Annotated in this window: 20 protein-coding genes; 5 read left to right on the top strand and 15 right to left on the bottom strand. The window is 31.3% G+C overall.

Annotation, left to right across the window (positions count from 1 at the left end):
- Both IEW75_RS15755 and IEW75_RS04880 read left to right on the top strand, forming a co-directional pair.
- On the top strand, nt 1-187 hold a 187-nt coding region (locus IEW75_RS15755; protein ID WP_229714397.1), incomplete at its 5' end, for an Fjoh_0651 family PID-CTERM protein.
- Between the two features lie 96 nt (nt 188-283).
- The gene (locus IEW75_RS04880; protein WP_134247211.1) at nt 284-652 is read left to right on the top strand and encodes a hypothetical protein; all 369 of its coding nucleotides are present in this window, start codon (nt 284-286) and stop codon (nt 650-652) included.
- A 5-nt stretch (nt 653-657) separates the two neighbouring features.
- On the opposite strand, the gene IEW75_RS04875 is transcribed toward IEW75_RS04880, so the two are convergent.
- On the bottom strand, nt 658-1,977 hold the full coding sequence (locus IEW75_RS04875) for a dipeptidase (protein ID WP_134247212.1): 1,320 nt from the start codon (nt 1,975-1,977) through the stop codon (nt 658-660).
- A gap of 259 nt (nt 1,978-2,236) precedes the next feature.
- On the opposite strand from IEW75_RS04875, the gene IEW75_RS04870 reads away from it, so the two are divergent.
- Genes IEW75_RS04870 through IEW75_RS04860 form a run of 3 tightly spaced genes read left to right on the top strand, consistent with a single transcriptional unit; the run spans nt 2,237 to nt 5,675 of the window.
- The gene (locus IEW75_RS04870) at nt 2,237-4,057 is read left to right on the top strand and encodes a cation:proton antiporter (protein WP_134247213.1); all 1,821 of its coding nucleotides are present in this window, start codon (nt 2,237-2,239) and stop codon (nt 4,055-4,057) included.
- A 23-nt stretch (nt 4,058-4,080) separates the two neighbouring features.
- On the top strand, nt 4,081-4,683 hold the full coding sequence (locus IEW75_RS04865) for an alpha-ketoglutarate-dependent dioxygenase AlkB family protein (protein WP_134247214.1): 603 nt from the start codon (nt 4,081-4,083) through the stop codon (nt 4,681-4,683).
- Nucleotides 4,680-5,675, top strand: coding sequence for a Gfo/Idh/MocA family protein (locus IEW75_RS04860; RefSeq protein WP_134247215.1), 996 nt, complete (start codon nt 4,680-4,682; stop codon nt 5,673-5,675). The genes IEW75_RS04865 and IEW75_RS04860 overlap by 4 nt, the downstream gene beginning before the upstream one ends.
- A gap of 25 nt (nt 5,676-5,700) precedes the next feature.
- Here the strand turns inward: IEW75_RS04860 and IEW75_RS04855 are convergent, their stop codons facing one another.
- The 14 genes from IEW75_RS04855 to IEW75_RS04790 all read right to left on the bottom strand — a co-directional run bounded on the left by IEW75_RS04855 (nt 5,701) and on the right by IEW75_RS04790 (nt 18,858).
- Nucleotides 5,701-6,027 carry a hypothetical protein gene (locus IEW75_RS04855; RefSeq protein ID WP_134247216.1) on the bottom strand — a complete coding sequence of 109 codons (327 nt, stop codon included), beginning with the start codon at nt 6,025-6,027 and terminating at the stop codon, nt 5,701-5,703.
- 6 nt (nt 6,028-6,033) lie between these two features.
- Nucleotides 6,034-7,437: an NADH-quinone oxidoreductase subunit N gene (locus tag IEW75_RS04850; protein ID WP_229714396.1), complete on the bottom strand. Its 1,404-nt coding sequence runs from the start codon at nt 7,435-7,437 to the stop codon at nt 6,034-6,036.
- Between the two features lie 45 nt (nt 7,438-7,482).
- Nucleotides 7,483-8,970 (bottom strand): complex I subunit 4 family protein, encoded by a 1,488-nt coding sequence (locus IEW75_RS04845; protein ID WP_134247218.1) that lies wholly within the window; start codon nt 8,968-8,970, stop codon nt 7,483-7,485.
- Between the two features lie 9 nt (nt 8,971-8,979).
- Nucleotides 8,980-10,899, bottom strand: a complete 1,920-nt coding sequence (gene nuoL / locus IEW75_RS04840; RefSeq protein ID WP_134247219.1) for an NADH-quinone oxidoreductase subunit L — start codon at nt 10,897-10,899, stop codon at nt 8,980-8,982.
- A 13-nt stretch (nt 10,900-10,912) separates the two neighbouring features.
- Nucleotides 10,913-11,230 carry an NADH-quinone oxidoreductase subunit NuoK gene (nuoK, locus tag IEW75_RS04835; protein WP_089378982.1) on the bottom strand — a complete coding sequence of 106 codons (318 nt, stop codon included), beginning with the start codon at nt 11,228-11,230 and terminating at the stop codon, nt 10,913-10,915.
- Nucleotides 11,227-11,751 carry an NADH-quinone oxidoreductase subunit J family protein gene (locus tag IEW75_RS04830; protein WP_134247220.1) on the bottom strand — a complete coding sequence of 175 codons (525 nt, stop codon included), beginning with the start codon at nt 11,749-11,751 and terminating at the stop codon, nt 11,227-11,229. Before IEW75_RS04830 ends, nuoK begins: the two co-directional genes overlap by 4 nt.
- 4 nt (nt 11,752-11,755) lie before the next feature.
- Nucleotides 11,756-12,232 (bottom strand): 4Fe-4S binding protein, encoded by a 477-nt coding sequence (locus IEW75_RS04825; protein WP_134247221.1) that lies wholly within the window; start codon nt 12,230-12,232, stop codon nt 11,756-11,758.
- A gap of 5 nt (nt 12,233-12,237) precedes the next feature.
- Nucleotides 12,238-13,302, bottom strand: a complete 1,065-nt coding sequence (nuoH, locus tag IEW75_RS04820; protein WP_134247222.1) for an NADH-quinone oxidoreductase subunit NuoH — start codon at nt 13,300-13,302, stop codon at nt 12,238-12,240.
- A 10-nt stretch (nt 13,303-13,312) separates the two neighbouring features.
- The gene (locus IEW75_RS04815; protein ID WP_134247223.1) at nt 13,313-14,434 is read right to left on the bottom strand and encodes an NADH-quinone oxidoreductase subunit D; all 1,122 of its coding nucleotides are present in this window, start codon (nt 14,432-14,434) and stop codon (nt 13,313-13,315) included.
- 2 nt (nt 14,435-14,436) lie between these two features.
- Nucleotides 14,437-14,898, bottom strand: a complete 462-nt coding sequence (locus IEW75_RS04810) for an NADH-quinone oxidoreductase subunit C (RefSeq protein WP_134247971.1) — start codon at nt 14,896-14,898, stop codon at nt 14,437-14,439.
- Between the two features lie 10 nt (nt 14,899-14,908).
- Complete coding sequence (locus IEW75_RS04805; RefSeq protein ID WP_229714395.1) at nt 14,909-15,505, bottom strand: NADH-quinone oxidoreductase subunit B; 597 nt, start codon at nt 15,503-15,505, stop codon at nt 14,909-14,911.
- Complete coding sequence (locus IEW75_RS04800; RefSeq protein WP_134247224.1) at nt 15,496-15,846, bottom strand: NADH-quinone oxidoreductase subunit A; 351 nt, start codon at nt 15,844-15,846, stop codon at nt 15,496-15,498. Before IEW75_RS04800 ends, IEW75_RS04805 begins: the two co-directional genes overlap by 10 nt.
- A 139-nt stretch (nt 15,847-15,985) precedes the next feature.
- Nucleotides 15,986-16,996 carry a 2-oxoacid:ferredoxin oxidoreductase subunit beta gene (locus IEW75_RS04795; protein WP_134247225.1) on the bottom strand — a complete coding sequence of 337 codons (1,011 nt, stop codon included), beginning with the start codon at nt 16,994-16,996 and terminating at the stop codon, nt 15,986-15,988.
- A 2-nt stretch (nt 16,997-16,998) separates the two neighbouring features.
- Nucleotides 16,999-18,858, bottom strand: coding sequence for a 2-oxoacid:acceptor oxidoreductase subunit alpha (locus IEW75_RS04790; protein ID WP_134247226.1), 1,860 nt, complete (start codon nt 18,856-18,858; stop codon nt 16,999-17,001).
- Between the last annotated feature and the right edge of the window lie 63 nt (nt 18,859-18,921).

The following is an 18,921-nucleotide window of genomic DNA, read 5'->3' as shown; positions in this document are numbered from 1 at the left end:
AATGAGAAATAAGATAATTAAACATATATTATTCGTTGCGTTTTTATTAATGTTTAATAATGTCCTTGCGCAAGATCCACCAATACCGGATGATCAGGCACCTGAATTGCCAGTTGACGGAGGAATCTCTTTTCTACTAGCTGTAGGAGCTTTGTATGGTACATATAAACTAAAGAGAAGCAAATAGTTAAAAATAGTTGCTTTTCTTTAGTTATTATAATATTAATGTTTTAGAATTTAATGTAACTTGTTATCTTAAATTATTAAAATATAAATCCTAATAATGAATAACTTAACCCATAAATTAGTTCATAATTTTTTTATTTTACTTCTTTGTTCCAGTTTAATAATAAGTTGCAAGGTTTTTCACGATCCAATTTCGTTAAATGAAGCAGCCAATAATACTGAAAAAGGGTATTATAAGGTTACTATGCATAATGGAGATGAATATATTTATGAAAGAATTGAACTTAATAGCGATAATAATTATATTGGTTTTTTAATGAAAAACAAGAAGCCTACTGAAACGATTTTGAAAAATGAAGAAATTAAATCAATTCAAAAACAAAATAAAAAATCTTCAGGGTTTTCAAATATTTTAGGTTTTGGAGTTGGAATTGGGTCTATCCTTTTAGGAATTTATATGTTTTAAAACATCTATAAGTTCTGAATTTTTTGAGCAACCTCCTGTACTTCATCCAAAACACGAAATAAATTTCCACCCCAAAGCAGTTCAATTTGATCTTCTTTATAACCGCGTTTTACCAACTCTATAGTTACGTTTAAAGTTTCAGAAGCATGGTTCCAACCTTGAACACCACCACCTCCATCAAAATCGGAACTAATACCAACATGTTCTATTCCAATTTTTTCAACCAAATAATCTATATGATCCACAAAATCGGAAACATTTACGGGATCCAATGTTTTTGAAACTTCATCTATTTTTGGTTTTGCAAGTTTTTTAATTTCACTATATTTTGAATAATAAGCTTCTTTAGCCTCTTTATCTAATGCTCTATAATCGTTCCAAGATATTATTTCAAAATTCTTACTAGCTGCTACTTCCTTTAAAATTACATTTGTAGCTTCTTTAAATTTGTTGTTTTTTTCGGTATTAACATAGGCACTAAAAGCAACAGTTTGTATTACACCACCGTTTTGCTTTAACCATTGTAATTGTTCATCGTCTAAGTTTCTACTATGATCGCATAAAGCTCGACAAGATGAATGTGAAGCAATTATTGGTGCTTTAGAAAGCTCTATCATATCTCGCATGGACTCTTTTGAAGGGTGAGAAACATCTATCATCATTCCCCATTTATTCATTTCAGCAATTACTTCTTTTCCTAATTCGCTAACTCCATTATGCAACCAAACATTATCTTCTTCTCCAGTATTTGAGTCGCATAATTGACTGTGACCATTGTGGCTTAAAGACATATAACGTGCGCCTAAATCGTAAAATTCTTTTACACGGTTTATATCCGTACCAATTGGATACCCATTTTCAATTCCAATCATTGCAACTTTTTTACCAGTTTTATTAATATTTTTGGCTTCTTCTGAAGTTACCGCTAACTCTATTTGATCTGGAGCTATTTCTTTTGTTAATTTATGAATGGCTTCAAATTTTGCAATGGCTTCTTTATAAGCATTGGCATAACCTTCATTGGTTAACTCACCTTGACCAGTATATACAATTAACCAAGAAATATCCAATCCTCCTTTTTTCATTTTAGGTAAATTTACCTGATTGTCAAGTTCTTGTGTGTAATTTACGTCGTTTGTAAAGTTTTTTAAATTAATATCGTTATGAGTATCAACAGTTAAAACTCGTTTATGAATTTCTGTAGCCTTGGTTATTAAATCTTTTTCTAGTTGCGGTGTTGTATTATCATCGATTTTTTTTTCAGAAACATGTTTACAAGAAATCAATGCAAAAATTAATAGAAATAGAATTTGTGATGCTTTCATAAGTTTTATAAAATTTAGAAGTTTTAAATTTACAAAACTTATGAATACAATTAGAAGAATTTTTTTAGTACTTGTTTTATAAAAAATTGCTTAAAATGACAACTATTTATCTTTTAAAAAGATATTTTTAAAGTGGATTGTATTGTTGCATTGAATTGGGATAAATTTTCATTATTAAAAAAACCATCTAGAAAATGGTAAATTATATTTATCTTGCTACTTTTACATCTTTTAATAAATTAATATTCTAAAAATAACTATGTTAGAACTAGCCGGAATAATTATTTTAGGAATTTTAGCACAATGGGTAGCATGGAGATTTAAAATACCCGCAATTTTACCTTTAATTTTAATTGGATTGTTAGTAGGTCCGATTGCTGCTGAGTTTTTATCAGAAGATGGTACAAAATGGATTGAACCTATTTGGAATGGTAAAAAAGGATTATTTCCTGGTGAAGGACTGTATTATTTTGTTTCCTTAGCAATTAGTATTATTTTATTTGAAGGTGGTTTAACACTAAAACGAAATGAAATTAAATCAGTTGGACCTGTTATTACCAAACTAATTACATTAGGTTCTGCAATTACATTTTTTGGAGCAGGTCTTGCTTCGCATTATGTATTTGATTTGAGTTGGGAAATGTCATTTTTATTTGCAGCATTAATTATTGTTACAGGCCCAACGGTAATAACGCCTATTTTAAGAAATATTCCATTAAAAAAGGATGTTTCAGCAGTTTTAAAATGGGAAGGAATACTTATAGATCCAATTGGAGCGCTGGTAGCTGTATTGGTATTTGAATTTATTAGTGTTGGAGGGGGAAGTGGCTTTACAAGAACTGCATTGATTGAATTTGGTAAAATTCTGCTGTTTGGTACCACATTTGGTTTTACGTTTGCACATGCGTTGGCTTTTGCCATAAATAAAAATATGATTCCACATTATTTATTAAATGTAGTTTCATTATCTACAGTATTATTGGTTTTTGTAGAATCTGAAGTTTTTGCTCATGAATCTGGCTTATTAGCTGTAGTTGTTATGGGAATGGTTTTAGGGAATAACAAATTAGATAATATTAAAGATCTACTTTATTTTAAAGAATCTATAAGTGTATTACTTATTTCCATCTTGTTTATTTTATTGGCGGCAAATATCAATATAGAAGATATGTTGTTGTTGTATAACTGGAAAACAGCAATTTTGTTTGGTATAGTTATATTTGTTATCAGACCTTTGGCGGTGTTTTTAAGTACAACAGGATCAAAACTTAAAACCAATGAAAAAATATTTATAAGTTGGGTAGGGCCGCGTGGTATTGTAGCCGCTGGTATTGCTTCTTTATTTGGGAGTAAGTTGTTAAAGGCAGGCGTAGAAGGTGCCGAATATATCACCCCTTTAGTTTTTATGATTGTACTGGGAACGGTATTATTAAACGCAACTACAGCCCGCTTATTTGCAAAATTAGTTGGTGTGTTTTTAAAAACCTCCAATGGAATCCTTATAATTGGAGCATCAGATTTTGCTCGATTAATAGCAACTTACCTTAAAAAGAACAATAGAAGAGTAGTTTTAATTGATAGCAATCTAGATAATATAAATAAAGCAAAGAGTCTAGGTTTAGAAGCTATTGAAGGTAACATATATTCTGAAGAACTGTTGGAAGACGTAGAATTAAATGATATAGGTTTTCTACTGGCTTTAACTGGTGGCGCAGCTGTAAATGAATATGCCTTAGAAAAATTTACACCAATATTTGGCGAAAATGGTGCTTTTAGAATTATTTCAACAGATGAAATGCAAAACAGAGATTTAAAACCGAAAGGCAATCTATTTACTCATAATGATGATTATTTAAATCTTAGTGAAGTAGTGCGCGATTTTCCTTTAGTAAATGAAGTTTTAGTTAATTCTAACGAAGATTATAAAAATTTACTGAAACAACTAAATGATGAAGAGCATGCAATACCTATGTTTGTAAAAGATAATAATGATGAAATTCATATTATTTCTTCCTTATCGAAAGATTATGAAATTAAAAAAGATACAACATTAATGTATCTTGGTAAAACTATTATTTGATTTTATAAAATAGTAGTATTGCAATGGATTTATTTACTTCCAATCGCCTTCAAAACATCATTCCTTTTGAAGGTGAAGTTCTTAATTATGGTTTAATTTTAAATAACGATGAATGCCAGTATTATTTAAAGAAACTCTTAAATGCCGATTTTTGGAAATACGATGAATTAATACTTTTTGGTAAACAAATTAGAACCAAAAGAAAAGTAGCTTGGTTTGGAGATAAAAATATAGAATACTCTTATTCAAATACCAAAAAAATAGGGTTGGCGTGGACTTCTGAAATTTTAAAACTTAAACAGCTTGTGGAATTAAAAGCAGGTGAGAATTTTAATTCTTGTTTGTTAAATTTGTATCATAATGGAGACGAAGGAATGTCTTGGCATTCTGATAATGAAAAAGAATTAGGTGTAAATCCTACAATTGCTTCGCTTAGTTTTGGTGCAACCAGAAAGTTTTCATTAAAACATAAAGTAACAAAACAAAAAGTAGATGTGCAGTTACAATCTGGTAATTTATTAGTTATGAAAGGCGAAACACAACATAAATGGATACATAGTTTGCCAAAAACTAAAAAAGTGAAAACACCGAGAATAAACTTAACATTTAGAAATATTATTAAATGAGTAATAACAGCAAGAATAAAAACAATATTAGTTGGGGAATTATTGGATGTGGAAATGTAACCGAACTAAAAAGTGGACCACCATATTATAAAATAGAGGGTTTTGAATTGTCTGCTGTTATGAGAAGAGATAAAGAGAAAGCAGAGGATTATGCAAAAAGACATAATGTTAATAAGTACTACACAAATGCAGATGCTTTAATAGACGATCCAGATATTGATGCGGTTTATATTGCGACCCCACCAGACAGTCATAAATTGCTTGGGTTAAAAGTTGCTGCAGCAGGAAAACCTTGTTGTATTGAAAAACCTTTAGCACCTAATTATGCTGATAGTTTAAAAATTTTTCAAGCTTTTGAAAGCGCTAAAATTCCATTGTTTGTTGCCTATTATCGTCGTAGTTTACCGAGGTTTACAAAAATAAAAGAATGGATTGATGCTGATTTAATAGGAGAAATAAGACATGTTAATTGGCATTTAAGTAAACCTGCTAATGTGCAAGATTTATCAAAAGAGTATAATTGGAGAACAGATGTAACAATTGCGCCTGGAGGTTATTTTGATGATTTGGCAAGTCACGGCCTTGATTTATTTACGTTTTTATTAGGCTCGATAGCAACAGCAAAAGGAATTAGTTTAAATCAACAAAATTTGTACTCAGCTAAAGATGCAATTACGGCATGCTGGCTACATGAAAATGGTATTACTGGAGCTGGAAGTTGGAATTTCGGATGTAATTTAAGGGAAGATAGGGTAGAAATATATGGAAGTAAAGGAAAAATAATTTTTTCTGTTTTTGATGAAAGCCCTATTCATTTAATTTCAGATGAAGAAAATAAAACCTTGAATATTGAGCATCCAGAAAACGTACAATTTTATCATGTTCAAAATATGAGAGATTTCTTTTTTGAAGATAAAAAAAACCATCCTTCAACAGGAAAATCAGCCTTACACACGAGTTGGGTTATGGATAAAATATTAGGGTATATTTAATATAAAACACATGCTTGGCTTCAAATTAATCCGCAAATTTCCAATAATGAGGGTTGGTATCTTCAGAAACTTGATTCCAATAATCTTGCGTGACTTTATGTCCATCAAATGTTTTTAATTTTCGTTGGAATACCCATACAGTTGGATTAAAAACCATATCAGTTACGCCAACAGTATACAATTGAGGTTCTTCTTCCGATTTTCTTTTTTCTTCCTGAATTATAACTTCGAAACCATTGTGTTCCAATAATTTTTTTAGAAAATCTTTACGGTTTTCATCTATCTTTTTTTCAACAAAAGTCACTCTAGTATCTCCAATACTTCCAAAAGTGTGTTTTCCTACTAAACCCATAATTTCTTAATTATAAATGCTACTTAATTCATAAATGTAATCGTACAGCGGGCTGTATAGTCCTAATACCAAAATACCAATTACGGTAATTAATAACCCTAAACGCATATATAGTTTATTTTTAAAGAATGGAATTGGATCCTCACTTTTTCTAATAAACATAGCTCTAACAACTAATAAATAGTAATATAAGGATATAGTTACGTTTACAACAGCTAAGAACACTAGTAAATAAAAACCTTTACTTGCTGCTGCAGTAAATAGGAAAAATTTACCAAAAAATCCCGCAACTGGAGGTATTCCAGCTAATGAAAATAATGCCAACATCATAATTAAGCTTAAACCAGGATTGGTTCGATAGAGACCATTATAATCATCCATATTTTCTTTGCCAGTTTTTAATGAGATAGCTTGTACAACTCCGAATGCAGCTAGGTTCGAAAATATATAAATCATTACAAAATAAACTATAGTAGCTGTTCCTAATTGCGTTCCTGTAATAAGACCAAGTAAAATAAAACCAGCTTGTGCAATAGATGAAAATGCTAAAAAGCGCTTCATATTTTGTTGACGTAAAGCAAATAAATTACCAATAAACATGGTAGCTAATGCAATAACATAAACTACATTTTCCCAAATATGCATTAAAGGTTTAAAAACTGTAAACATTAAAATCATTAAAATAAAAACAGCTGCTCCTTTAGAAATAACTGATAAATACGAAGCAACACTAATTGGTGCTCCTTCATAAACATCGGCAGTCCAAAAATGAAACGGAACTAATGATATTTTAAATGATAATCCTGCAAAAAATAAAATAAATCCTAAAATTGTTAAGTTCGTTGAAGTAATAACTTCAATAATATCATTAAAAAAGATGGATCCAGATGTTGCGTATAATAATGAAATTCCAAATAACGAAACACCTGATGCTAATGCAGCTGAAAGTATTAATTTAATACCTGCTTCACTAGATTTTCTTTTAGTAGTCTCATATGCTGCCAATGCTGCAACTGGTAAAGTTGATAATTCTAACCCAATATAGAACATTAAGAAGTCACCAGAAGAAATCATAAAATACATTCCTAATAAAGAAGTAAATAATAAGATAAAAAATTCTGTACCCCTATCTTGATTTACAATCTTTTCTTGAATCCAATCGGCAGATTGTAATAATAAAATAAACACTCCAATATTTAATACATTTTTAAAGAAATGAATTAAATTATTTGTTTGAAATGAACCTCCAAAAAGACTTGATTCATCCATTTGAAAAAATCCAACTGCAGTATGAATTCCAAATAAAAAGATGGCCAAATGTACCAAGCTACTTTTTTTGGATTTGCTTATAAAAATTTCACCAACCAATAACAATAATGTAATTGCTAACAGCAAAATTTCGTGTCTCATTAATAAAAAGTTACTAAAATTCATTTTAGTTATCTGTTTTAATTTTTATAATACTCCTTGAATAAACGGTTGTAAACTTTCTTGAATCATATCACTTAACCAAAGTGGTGCAACACCCATTCCTATAATTGGAATAAGTAATAATAAAATACCAGTTTTCTCGTACCACGTTGCTTTTGGTAAATTTTCACAATCATTGGTAACTAATGGTCCCATCATAATTTTCCCAACTAACCTAAGAATATATACTGCTGTAATAACGATTGATGATACAACAAGCACAGTTAAAATCCTTTGAAACATATCTGGATTTTCAAAAGCACCAACAAAAATATTCATCTCTGCTACAAAGCCACTAAAACCAGGTAATCCTAAATAGGCTAAACCAGTAATTACATAAATGGCACCTATAAAAGGTAAAATTTTCATCATACCTCCCAATTTACTAATATCTCTGGTGTGTGTTCTTCCATAAATCATTCCTATTAAGGCGAAAAATAGGGCAGTTAATAACCCATGTGACAGCGATTGAAGTATTGCTCCGTTCCAGGCTATTTTATTAAGTGTCATTAACGCAAATAATACTAAACCTAAGTGACTAACAGATGCATATGCATTAATGTATTTTAAATCAGTTTGTCTAATGGCTCCAAATGCACCGTAAACTACACCAATGGCGGCTAAAATAATAAAGAACCAAGACCAATAGATTGCTCCTGCAGGTAATAAAAACATAGCAATTCTAAAAATACCATATCCACCCAATTTCATTAAAACACCTGCGTGAAGCATAGAAACTGCTGTTGGTGCAGAAGCATGACCATCAGGTGACCAAGTATGAAATGGAAATAAAGCTCCTAATACTGCGAAACCAACAAAAGTTAAAGGGAAAAATAATTTTTGGGCTTCAAAAGGAATATTTACTTGAGCAATTTCTAATATATTGAAAGTTAAAGCACCTCCATCAGCATTTGAATTAAAGTAAATTCCTAAAATTCCAACTAATAAAACTGCTGAGGCACCCATTAACATTAACGTTAATTTCATTGCTGAATATTCTTTTGGACCAGATCCCCAAATTCCTATTAATAAATACATTGGAATTACAGCTATTTCATAGAAAACGAACATTGTAAATAAATCTAATGAAATAAAGAAACCGTATACCCCTGATGCTAATACCAAAAGTGATATAAAAAATTCTTTTGGTAAATCAGAAATTTTCCAAGAAATGAAAACACCAGCTAAAACTATAATAGCCGTTAAAAGTAATAAGGCAACTGAAATTCCATCAACACCAATTGTATAATGGATATTAAATTGTTCAAACCAAACATAATCTTTGGTGAAAACCATTATTTCCTTATTAATAGCTCTTTCTTTGAAATAAGCGAAAACTAAATTTATTGCCATTCCTAGTTGAATAATGCTTCCAACCATTGAAACCAAACGTGCCTGTTTTAAACCTTTAGTAAAAACTAAGGCAACAATTGTTAAAACTGGAATTATGACAAAGAGTGTTAAAATATCCATATTAATTTGTTAGTTTGTCCATAAATAAATAAAAACCAATGCTAAAATAACTACACCAGCAATAAAACCAAAAGCGTAATCTTGTACTTTTCCTGACTGAATTCCTTTAATTTTTTCAGAAATTACTACTGTTTTATTTCCTATTCCTTCCATAGTTCCGTCAACAACTTTTTTATCGAACCAAGCAATAGGTGCAGCGATTCTATTAAAAATTATATTTTTTGTAACGAATAAATAGATTTCATCAAAATAAAATTTGTTAAACGTCCATTTGTAAAAAACTCCAAAGGCATTTGAAAATCTATCTGCTAAATCATTTTCTTTTTTATAGAAAACATAAGCTAATCCAATTCCTGTTAAGCCAACAATAGTAGCAACAATTGCTAAAGGAATATTTAAATGCGCTTCAAAACCAGCTTTATCAGGAGTAATTAATTCACTAAAAGGAATAAATCCACCAACCATACTTATAAAGGCTAAAATCATTAATGGAAAAGTCATTGAAATTGGAGACTCATGCGGTGCGTGTTTGTATTGTTTATCTTTTCCCCAGAAAATTCCAAAATACAATCTAAACATATAAAATGCAGTTAAACCGGCAACAAAAACACCAACTCCATAAATTAATTTATTATGTTCAAAAGCAGCCACTAAAATTTCATCTTTACTCCAAAACCCTGATAAAGGAAACACTCCAGAAATTGCCAAAGCCGCAATTAAAAAAGTAATATTTGTAATAGGCATATACTTACGTAAACCACCCATATCTTTTAAATAATTACTATGTACAGCGTGTATTACTGAACCTGCTCCTAAGAACAATAAAGCTTTAAACATAGCGTGCGTAAACAAATGGAACATTGAAGCCATATAACCAACGCCTTCGTGACCATCATATCCAGAAACTCCCAAAGCTAACATCATATAACCTAATTGTGACATAGTTGAGAATGCCAAAACTCGTTTTATATCGGTTTGTGTAATTGCTATTATTGCAGCGAATAATGAAGAAAATGCACCCACATAAGCTACTATATTAAGAGCAAAGCCATCTTCAACAAAATAATACATTGGAAAGAGTCGTGCTACTAAATAAACACCAGCAACAACCATAGTTGCCGCGTGAATTAATGCAGAAACTGGTGTTGGACCTTCCATTGCGTCAGGTAACCAAATATGTAATGGGAACATTGCAGATTTACCTGCACCACCAATAAAAATTAGAATTAATGCCCAAGTAATTACTGATAATCCTATAAATGATGTAGATGCCCAATTTAAAATAGCACTTCCTTCAGGATTATTTAAGGTTTCAAAATCGAATGTTCCTGTGTAATAACCTATAATTAAAATTCCAACTAGGAAACCTAGATCAGCAAAACGTGTTACAATAAATGCTTTTTTTGCAGCAGAAACCGCTGATGGTTTTGTGTAATAATATCCTATTAATAAGAATGAAGAAACTCCAACTAACTCCCAAAAAATATAGATTTGGAATAAGTTTGTGGCTAAAACCAAACCAAACATAGAGAAGGAAAATAAACCTAAAAAAGCAAAAAATCTAGTATATCCATCATCACCTTTCATATAACCTCTACTGTAAATATGAACCATTAATGAAATAACGGATACTACAATTAACATCATAACTGATATTGGATCAATCAAAATACCCATATCAATTGCTAAGGTATCTGTAAAATTCATCCAGGTTGTTTTCTCAACAAATGTTTGATAAACTCCGTTAACTTTTCCAATAGCAAAAAAGTATTGATAAGCTGTATAAAATGATAAAGCAGTTGAAGTGCTTAATGCAGCAACTCCAAGATAGCCCGATACACTAGGTTTAATTTTTTTATTAAAAATACCCAACACTAAAAAAGATAGTAGTGGAATTAATGGTATTAATATAACGTAAGTAAAATTCATAATTTCTTAACTATTAATATTTCATAATTTCAGTGTCCTTAACTTCAACAGAGGCAATTTGTCTGTACAAATTTATTATTATAGAAACGGCTAGTGCAGTCTCTGCAGCAGCTACCGCAATAATAAATATTGAAAAGAAAACGCCCTGTAACATATCTGGGTATAAATATTTGTTGATAACAACAAAATTGATAACCGATGCGTTTAAAATCAATTCAATTGACATTAAAATTGAAATCAAGTTTTTTCTGGTAATAAAACCGTACACTCCTATAAAAAATAGGATAGAGGTTACAGTTAAAATTTCATATATGCTAATTCCGGCTATCATAATGTAGTATCATTTTTGTCGGTTAGTTTTTTTCCTTTTGCAATTACAATTGCACCAATCATTGAGGCTAATAGAAGCACACTTATTACTTCAAATGGTAAAATAAATCCACCAGTTTCATAACTTAATAAGCCTAATCCAATTTCTTCTGTACTTGTAGTTACAGAATTTTCAACCACATTAAATTCGTGCGAATGTATAGTAGTTAAAAAGACACCCAATCCAACTAAACAAGCCAAACCAACTAATAGTTGTTTAGAACGTTTTGCTAATTCCAATTCCATTTCAATATGATGCACCAATACTACTGAAAAGATGATTAATACAATAATTCCTCCTGCATAAACTGTTAATTGAATGGCTGCTAAAAAGTTATAGTCAATTAAAAAGTAAATTCCGGCGATTCCACACAATACAAATAATAAGTAAATAACAGATCGAAGCATTTTTTTACTTGTTACCGAGGCAATTGCAAAAACAATTAATATCAATGCTAAAATGTAAAATATAATTTTTTCCATATGCTTATTCTTCTACACCGGCTTTTAATTTAGAGCCTGGTTGATTTAAAACTTTGGTCAAAGAAGATCTGTCGTACACCGAGTTTTCAAAATTTTGAGCCCAAACAATGGCATCAGTAGGACAAGCTTCAATACATAAACCACACATTGTACACATACCTAAATGGTAAATGTGTTGGTCTATCATTTTTTTCTTTTTACCACTTTCAGGATCAATTTGTCGGTCCCAAATAATTTCAATAGTACCGTTTGGGCAGGCAATTTCACATTTCTGACAACCAGTGCAACGGTGTTCATTATTTTCATCGTGCGGCATTACAACTTCACCACGAAAACGCTCAAACATTTTTAAGGTTTCTCTATTATCGGGATATTGCTGTGTAATAGCTCCTTTTCTTGAAGTGATAAAATACTTTCCGGTAACACTCATACCAGTAAGTAATGTTTTTATCCCTTTAACTATGTCTCCAAAATAACTCATAATCTTTAAAATTGAATTGTTAGGTTTAGCCAAACAATTAATGCCATTAAAATGATGTTTAGTAAGTTTAATGGTAATAAGTATTTCCACTCAAGTGTTAATAATTGGTCAACTCTTAATCTTGGGAACGTCCAGCGAAACCACATCATTAAAAATACTAACATAAATGTTTTACCTATAAACCAAAATACACCTAACCAAGGAATAGATTCTGTTATTCCAAAAGGTGAAAGCCAACCACCAAAAAAGACGGTTGTAGCTACTGCTGCTATAATAAACATGTTTATAAATTCAGCTAAAAAGAAATAAGCGAATTTCATTCCTGAGTACTCTGTATGAAAACCTGCTCCAAGTTCACTTTCGGCTTCCACCATATCAAAAGGAGCTCTGTTTGTTTCTGCAGTACCTGCAATCATATAAATCATAAATGCAATTATTGCTGGAATATGACCTTGAACAATTAGCCAACCATTTTTTTGAACTTCTATTATTTCTGAAAGTTGAAGCGTTCCTGTAAGCAAAACCATTGTAATTAATGACAATCCAACAGAAAGTTCGTAACTTATAGTTTGAACTCCACTACGCATTGCTCCAATTAAAGCAAATTTATTATTACTTGCCCAACCTCCTAATAAGATTCCAATAACACCTATAGATGAAATAGCAATTAAAAAGAAGAGTCCAATATTGATGTCAAACGCTTGAAATTCTTTAGTGAAAGGAAAAACAGCCAATGCCATTAATGACGATACAATTACAAAATAAGGTGCTAAATTGTATAAAAATTTATCAGCTTTTACGGTTCCAGTTAATTCTTTTGAAACTAATTTTAAAGCATCTGCCATTGTTTGTAATAAACCCCAAGGCCCAACTCTATTAGGCCCTAAGCGCAATTGAAACCATGCAGCTACTTTTCTTTCTAATAAAACCAAGTACAAACCTGCTACAGCAAAAATAGCTAGGTAAATTAGTGCAATTACAACCATTGTACCAATATTTGCTGCTCCTTCAGACATAAATCCTGATAGAAATTCAGTAATGGTTGTTGTTATATTTAATGATATATTCATTGTGTTAATTTTATCTGTCAATATCTGGAATTACAAGATCTAAGGTTGCCATAGAAGCAACTAAATCACCAATTTTACCGCCAACAGCAATATGATTTAATAATGAAAGGTTTGAAAACCCAGGAGAACGGAATTTAACTCGGTAAGGGTTTTTAGTACCTGTACTATTAATATAAACACCTAACTCACCACGTGCAGTTTCAACTTTTTGATAAAATTCACCTTTTGGTAATTTTATAACAGCATTGGTAGCAACTTGAACATCGCCTTCAGGAATATTGTCAATTAATTGTTCTATAATAGACATTGATTCCCACATTTCTTGAATTCTAACTTGGTATCGTGCAAAACTATCTCCATCAGTTTTTAAGGCTTCATTAAAAGTAACTTTATCGTAAGCACTATATGTATGGTATTTTCTAACATCACAAGAATATCCAGAACCACGACCAACAGGGCCAGAAGCTCCAAATGAGATAGCATCTTCTTTGGTTAAAATTCCAACACCTTTCATTCGTTTTTGAAAAATTACGTTTCCAGTTAATAAGGTGTCGTATTCAGGTAATTTTGTTTTAAAATGGGCAATAAACTCTTTAGTTCTTTTTACAAAATTAGGATGAATATCAAACATTAAACCACCGGGAATGTTGTAGTTCATTGTTAAACGAGCCCCACAAGTTTCCTCAAAAATATCGTTAATCATTTCACGGTCTCTAAAACCGTAAAAGTAAGTTGTTAATGCACCAACATCCATTCCCATAACTCCCCACCAAAGACAATGTGAAGCTATTCTGGTTAATTCACCAATTATAGTTCTTATAACTTTAACACGGTCTGGAATTTCTAATTGCAATGCATTTTCAACTGTTAAACAAACAGCTTCATTATTTATATGTGAAGACAAATAATCCATTCTATCTGTTAAATGCACAATTTGCTGGTAGCTATCGCGTTCACACATTTTTTCAATAGAGCGATGAATATAGCCTAAATCTGGTTCAACTTTTTTAATAATTTCACCATCAATGGTTAATAATAAACGCAAAACACCGTGAGTTGCAGGGTGTTGAGGTCCCATATTTATGAAATATTCTTCCGATTTTAAGTTGCTGTTTTTTATAGTTGTATCCATAATTACTTAATAACCATATTAATTTCATCTACATAGTCTTTTCTTAAAGGAAATCCTTCCCATTCATCAGTTAAAAACAAACGTTTTAAATTTGGATGGTTAATAAATTTTATTCCGAAGAAATCGTATACTTCTCGTTCGTGAAAATCAGCAGTTTTCCAAATATCACAAACAGAGTCTAATGTTGGATTTTCTCTATCTTCAGTTTGAACCTTTACAACAATAATATGTCTGTGTGAGGTAGATTCTAAATGATAAATAACACCTAATTCTTTCCCCCAGTCCATTCCTGTTAGACAAAATAAATAATCGAAACTAGTTTCGTTATTGCTTTTTAATTGAGATAATAATTGGTGTAATTGTTCAGGTTTTACAGAAATATTTAAAAATTGTGAACCTTCTTCAGTAAATTCCAAATCTGGAATCCAGATGCTTATTAAGTTTTGTAATGCTTGGTTGGTCATAACTTCAGTTTTATAATCCTTCATCAAACCCATCAATAGGATTTTCTTTTTGTTTCATGTTTTCGGTTCGAATCTTATCTTGAAGCATTAACATACCTTCTAATAAAGATTCAGGACGTGGTGGACAACCAGGAACATAAACATCTACAGGAATTACGTGATCAGCACCTTTTACTACGGAATATGAATTGTAGAAGAACGGACCTCCAGATATTGCACAGGCACCCATTGCAATTACGTACTTTGGTTCTGCCATTTGATCGTATAAACGACGTAAAACAGGTGCCATTTTATTAACTATGGTTCCAGCAATAATAATTAAATCTGCTTGACGTGGAGAAGGTCTTGCAACCTCAAATCCGAATCTTGAATAATCGTGTCGTGCTGCACCAGTTTGCATCATTTCAATAGCACAACAACTTGTACCAAAATACAAAGACCACAAAGAATTAGATCTTCCCCAATTAATTATTTGATCTAATGAAGTAACTATTACGTTTGCTCCATTACCAGCAGGAATTACTTTTCCAGGAAAATCTGCAGGTACTTTTGGAACAGACTCATTCGGTTCCATTTGACTAACATATCGTTTTTTTTCTACTCCCATTTTAATGCTCCTTTTTTCCAAGCGTATAATAATCCCAATCCTAAAATAACTAAAAAGATAGTGATTTCAATAAAAGCAACTGTTCCAACGTCCTTAAACACAACAGCCCAAGGAATTAAAAAAGCAACTTCTACATCAAAAATTAAGAATAAGATTGCAAAAAGGTAATAACCTACTTTAAATTGAACCCAAGTTGGTCCAACAGTAGTCATACCACTTTCATAAGGTTCTCTTTTTTGAGGATTGTCTGATTTATGTGAAATTAAATTCGATAAAAAGTTTGCGCCAGCAACTAATGCAATGCCAGCTAACAGAAATACAATAATTGCTTCTGAGCCCATTTTTTATGTTTTTTTAGTTAGTCTACAAATGTAGTAGATTAATTAAATTAAATACTTAATAATTTAAAAATTTATTGCAAATATAAATGTACATAAAAAAAAGATAGCTGATAAAAATCAGCTATCTATGTCACTTTTATTACTTAACCTTATAGGTTTCACCAGAAAAGAAGAGATCGTCTGTTTTTTTGAAGTTAGAATTTGCTTTTACTTGAGCAGTAAGTGCATCTTCTTGTTCTTCTAAGGTAACATCGTTAAAACTTCTGATAATTCCTGTTGCTAAAGGATATTCTAATCGAACAAGCATTTGATGTAGTGTTGGGTCTTTTTCTTTGGCATTATGAACTAATAAGTCTTCTTGTGTAATTCCGTTTTCACCAATAGTGACAACCTCTAGTTTAAGTCCGTTTAAAACCAATCCTTTATCTCTGTTTTTACCAAAAATCATAGGTTTACCATGTTCTAGGTAGATTTGTTTATCTTCTTTAACAGCTTTATCGGTAACATTAGTAAAACATCCGTCGTTAAAAATCACACAGTTTTGTAAAACTTCGATTAAAGAAGTTCCTTTAAATTTTTCTGCTTCAATAAATATTTGAGTCATATCCTTTGGATTGTTCCCACCTATTCTAGCAAAAAATCGCGCTTGTGCACCAATAGCTAATTCACCAGGTTGAAAAGGAGGTTGCGTATTTCCATAAGGAGAAGATTTTGTTTTTTGACCGACTAATGAAGTAGGAGAAAACTGTCCTTTGGTTAAACCATAAATTTCATTATTAAAAAGGATAATATTTAAATCGATGTTTCTTCGTAAAACATGGATAAAATGATTCCCTCCAATTGCCATGGCATCACCGTCACCCGTTACTACCCAAACGCTTAAATTAGGATTGGCTAATTTTACACCTGAAGCAATTCCAGGAGCTCTACCGTGAATTCCATGCATCCCATAAGTATCCATATAATATGGAAAACGAGACGAGCATCCAATACCAGAAATAAAGACAACGTCTTCTTTTTTAACACCCATTTCTGGAAGTGCTTTTTGCATAGAACGCAAAATAACATAATCGTCACAACCAGGACACCATCTTACTTCTTGGTCACTTGCAAAATCTTTAAATGTATATTTTTTTACAGCTGTTTCCATAATTATTTTACTAGTTGTTTAAATTTTTCAGTTAATTCGGTATTTCCAAATGGTAATCCTTGAACTTTATTATGTTGTAAAAATTCAAACCCATTAAAGTTTATTTTTAATACTTTCGAGAATTGACCGTTGTTTAATTCACAAACAACAATTTTTTTAAATTTTGTTAATATTTCTTCTGTGTTTTTTGGAAGTGGATTTATATAATTAAAATGAGCAAAACCAATATTTGTATATCCTTCTTCCTCATACAAATGTTTTACAGCAGAATGTAAAGATCCATAAGTACCACCCCACCCAATTACTAATAAATCTCCAGTTTCGGCAAATTCAGTTTCTAAATTAGGAATGTAATTTTGTACACGCTTTACTTTTTCAGCTCTTATTTTGGTCATGTACTCATGGTTTTCAGGAACATAAGATACGTTACCAGTAATTTTATCTTTTTCTAATCCACCAACTCTATGTTCAAAACCAGGAGTCCCAGGGACTGCCCAATTTCTTGCTAAAGAGTCTTCATTTCTGTTGTAAGGATGCCAATTTTCTGTTACTTCATTAACAAGATTACTTTTAATTTCAGGCATGTCATTTACTGATTGTACTTTCCATGGAGCAGAACCATTTGCAATATAACCATCTGTAAGTAAGATTACCGGAGTCATATGTTCTAAGGCTAATTTTGCGGCATTGTAAGCATAATTAAAACAGTTTGCAGGTGTGCTTGCAGCAACTACAATTACTGGGCTTTCTCCATTTCGTCCATAAAGTGCTTGTAATAAATCTGATTGTTCTGTTTTTGTTGGCAATCCTGTTGAAGGACCTCCACGTTGCACGTTTACCACAACTAAAGGTAATTCAATCATCATAGCCAAGCCTAATGCTTCACCTTTTAAAGCCAATCCAGGCCCAGATGTCGTTGTAATTGCCAAATCACCAGCAAATGAAGCACCAATAGCAGAAGCAATACCTGCAATTTCATCTTCTGCCTGAAATGCTTTAACACCAAAGTGTTTATGTTTTACCAATTCGTGCAAAATATCTGTAGCCGGAGTAATAGGGTAGGATCCTAAAAATAATTCTAAACCAGATTTTTCAGCTGCAGCTAGAAATCCCCAGGCTGTTGCCGTATTACCCATAATTATTCTATAGGTTCCAGGATCCATTTTTGCAGGTGAAATAGTGTATGCTGTTGGAATTAACTCCAGTGTATTTGCATAATTATAACCCGCTTTTAAAACTCTTGTATTAGCTTCAATAACACTAGGTTTCGATTTAAATTTTTTATTGAAAAATTCTTCAGTATGCTCTGTGGATCTATCATACATCCAATAAACCATACCTAAAGCAAACATGTTTTTACTTCGTGTAATAGATTTATTATCAAGTCCTTCAACACCCTTTAAAGATTCTTTTGTTAAAGAAGTCATAGAAACTTGAATAACACGATAATTTTCTAAACTATCATCTTCTAATGGATTCGTTTCATATTGTGCTTTTTCTAAATTTTTTTTAGTGAAAGCATCAGTATCAACAATAATCGTATGACCTGGTTTTACGGCATGTAAATTGGTTTTTAAACCAGCAGGATTCATTGCCACAAGTAAATCAACCTCATCACCTGGGGTGCTAATCTCTACACTACCAATATGAACCTGAAACCCCGAAACCCCATATAAACTTCCTTGTGGAGCTCTAATTTCTGATGGGTAATTAGGGAATGTGGCAATATCGTTACCAAACATAGCTGACGTATCTGAAAACTGTGTTCCTGTAAGCTGCATTCCGTCTCCAGAATCACCAACAAACCTAATAATTACTGCTTCCAGTACTTCAAGTTGTGGTTTTGTTTTTGTTGTAATCATAATTTATGATAATTAAAAAATTTTATTTAAATTTATGAATAATTTCTATACAAATAATTTAAA

The sequence above is a fragment of the Lutibacter litoralis genome (assembly GCF_014646675.1).
GTDB lineage: Bacteria > Bacteroidota > Bacteroidia > Flavobacteriales > Flavobacteriaceae > Lutibacter > Lutibacter litoralis.
The sequence above is the reverse complement of the archived record's forward strand: the minus strand, read 5'-3'. Positions and strand labels throughout refer to the sequence as shown.

What these genes read in the sequence shown, in the direction of transcription:
- IEW75_RS04880 (WP_134247211.1), top strand. Translation starts at nt 284, where the DNA reads ATGAATAACTTAACCCATAAATTAGTTCATAATTTTTTTATTTTACTT.
- IEW75_RS04875 (WP_134247212.1), bottom strand. Translation starts at nt 1,977, where the DNA reads ATGAAAGCATCACAAATTCTATTTCTATTAATTTTTGCATTGATTTCT.
- IEW75_RS04870 (WP_134247213.1), top strand. Translation starts at nt 2,237, where the DNA reads ATGTTAGAACTAGCCGGAATAATTATTTTAGGAATTTTAGCACAATGG.
- IEW75_RS04865 (WP_134247214.1), top strand. Translation starts at nt 4,081, where the DNA reads ATGGATTTATTTACTTCCAATCGCCTTCAAAACATCATTCCTTTTGAA.
- IEW75_RS04860 (WP_134247215.1), top strand. Translation starts at nt 4,680, where the DNA reads ATGAGTAATAACAGCAAGAATAAAAACAATATTAGTTGGGGAATTATT.
- IEW75_RS04855 (WP_134247216.1), bottom strand. Translation starts at nt 6,027, where the DNA reads ATGGGTTTAGTAGGAAAACACACTTTTGGAAGTATTGGAGATACTAGA.
- IEW75_RS04850 (WP_229714396.1), bottom strand. Translation starts at nt 7,437, where the DNA reads ATGAGACACGAAATTTTGCTGTTAGCAATTACATTATTGTTATTGGTT.
- IEW75_RS04845 (WP_134247218.1), bottom strand. Translation starts at nt 8,970, where the DNA reads ATGGATATTTTAACACTCTTTGTCATAATTCCAGTTTTAACAATTGTT.
- nuoL (WP_134247219.1), bottom strand. Translation starts at nt 10,899, where the DNA reads ATGAATTTTACTTACGTTATATTAATACCATTAATTCCACTACTATCT.
- nuoK (WP_089378982.1), bottom strand. Translation starts at nt 11,230, where the DNA reads ATGATAGCCGGAATTAGCATATATGAAATTTTAACTGTAACCTCTATC.
- IEW75_RS04830 (WP_134247220.1), bottom strand. Translation starts at nt 11,751, where the DNA reads ATGGAAAAAATTATATTTTACATTTTAGCATTGATATTAATTGTTTTT.
- IEW75_RS04825 (WP_134247221.1), bottom strand. Translation starts at nt 12,232, where the DNA reads ATGAGTTATTTTGGAGACATAGTTAAAGGGATAAAAACATTACTTACT.
- nuoH (WP_134247222.1), bottom strand. Translation starts at nt 13,302, where the DNA reads ATGAATATATCATTAAATATAACAACAACCATTACTGAATTTCTATCA.
- IEW75_RS04815 (WP_134247223.1), bottom strand. Translation starts at nt 14,434, where the DNA reads ATGGATACAACTATAAAAAACAGCAACTTAAAATCGGAAGAATATTTC.
- IEW75_RS04810 (WP_134247971.1), bottom strand. Translation starts at nt 14,898, where the DNA reads ATGACCAACCAAGCATTACAAAACTTAATAAGCATCTGGATTCCAGAT.
- IEW75_RS04805 (WP_229714395.1), bottom strand. Translation starts at nt 15,505, where the DNA reads ATGGGAGTAGAAAAAAAACGATATGTTAGTCAAATGGAACCGAATGAG.
- IEW75_RS04800 (WP_134247224.1), bottom strand. Translation starts at nt 15,846, where the DNA reads ATGGGCTCAGAAGCAATTATTGTATTTCTGTTAGCTGGCATTGCATTA.
- IEW75_RS04795 (WP_134247225.1), bottom strand. Translation starts at nt 16,996, where the DNA reads ATGGAAACAGCTGTAAAAAAATATACATTTAAAGATTTTGCAAGTGAC.
- IEW75_RS04790 (WP_134247226.1), bottom strand. Translation starts at nt 18,858, where the DNA reads ATGATTACAACAAAAACAAAACCACAACTTGAAGTACTGGAAGCAGTA.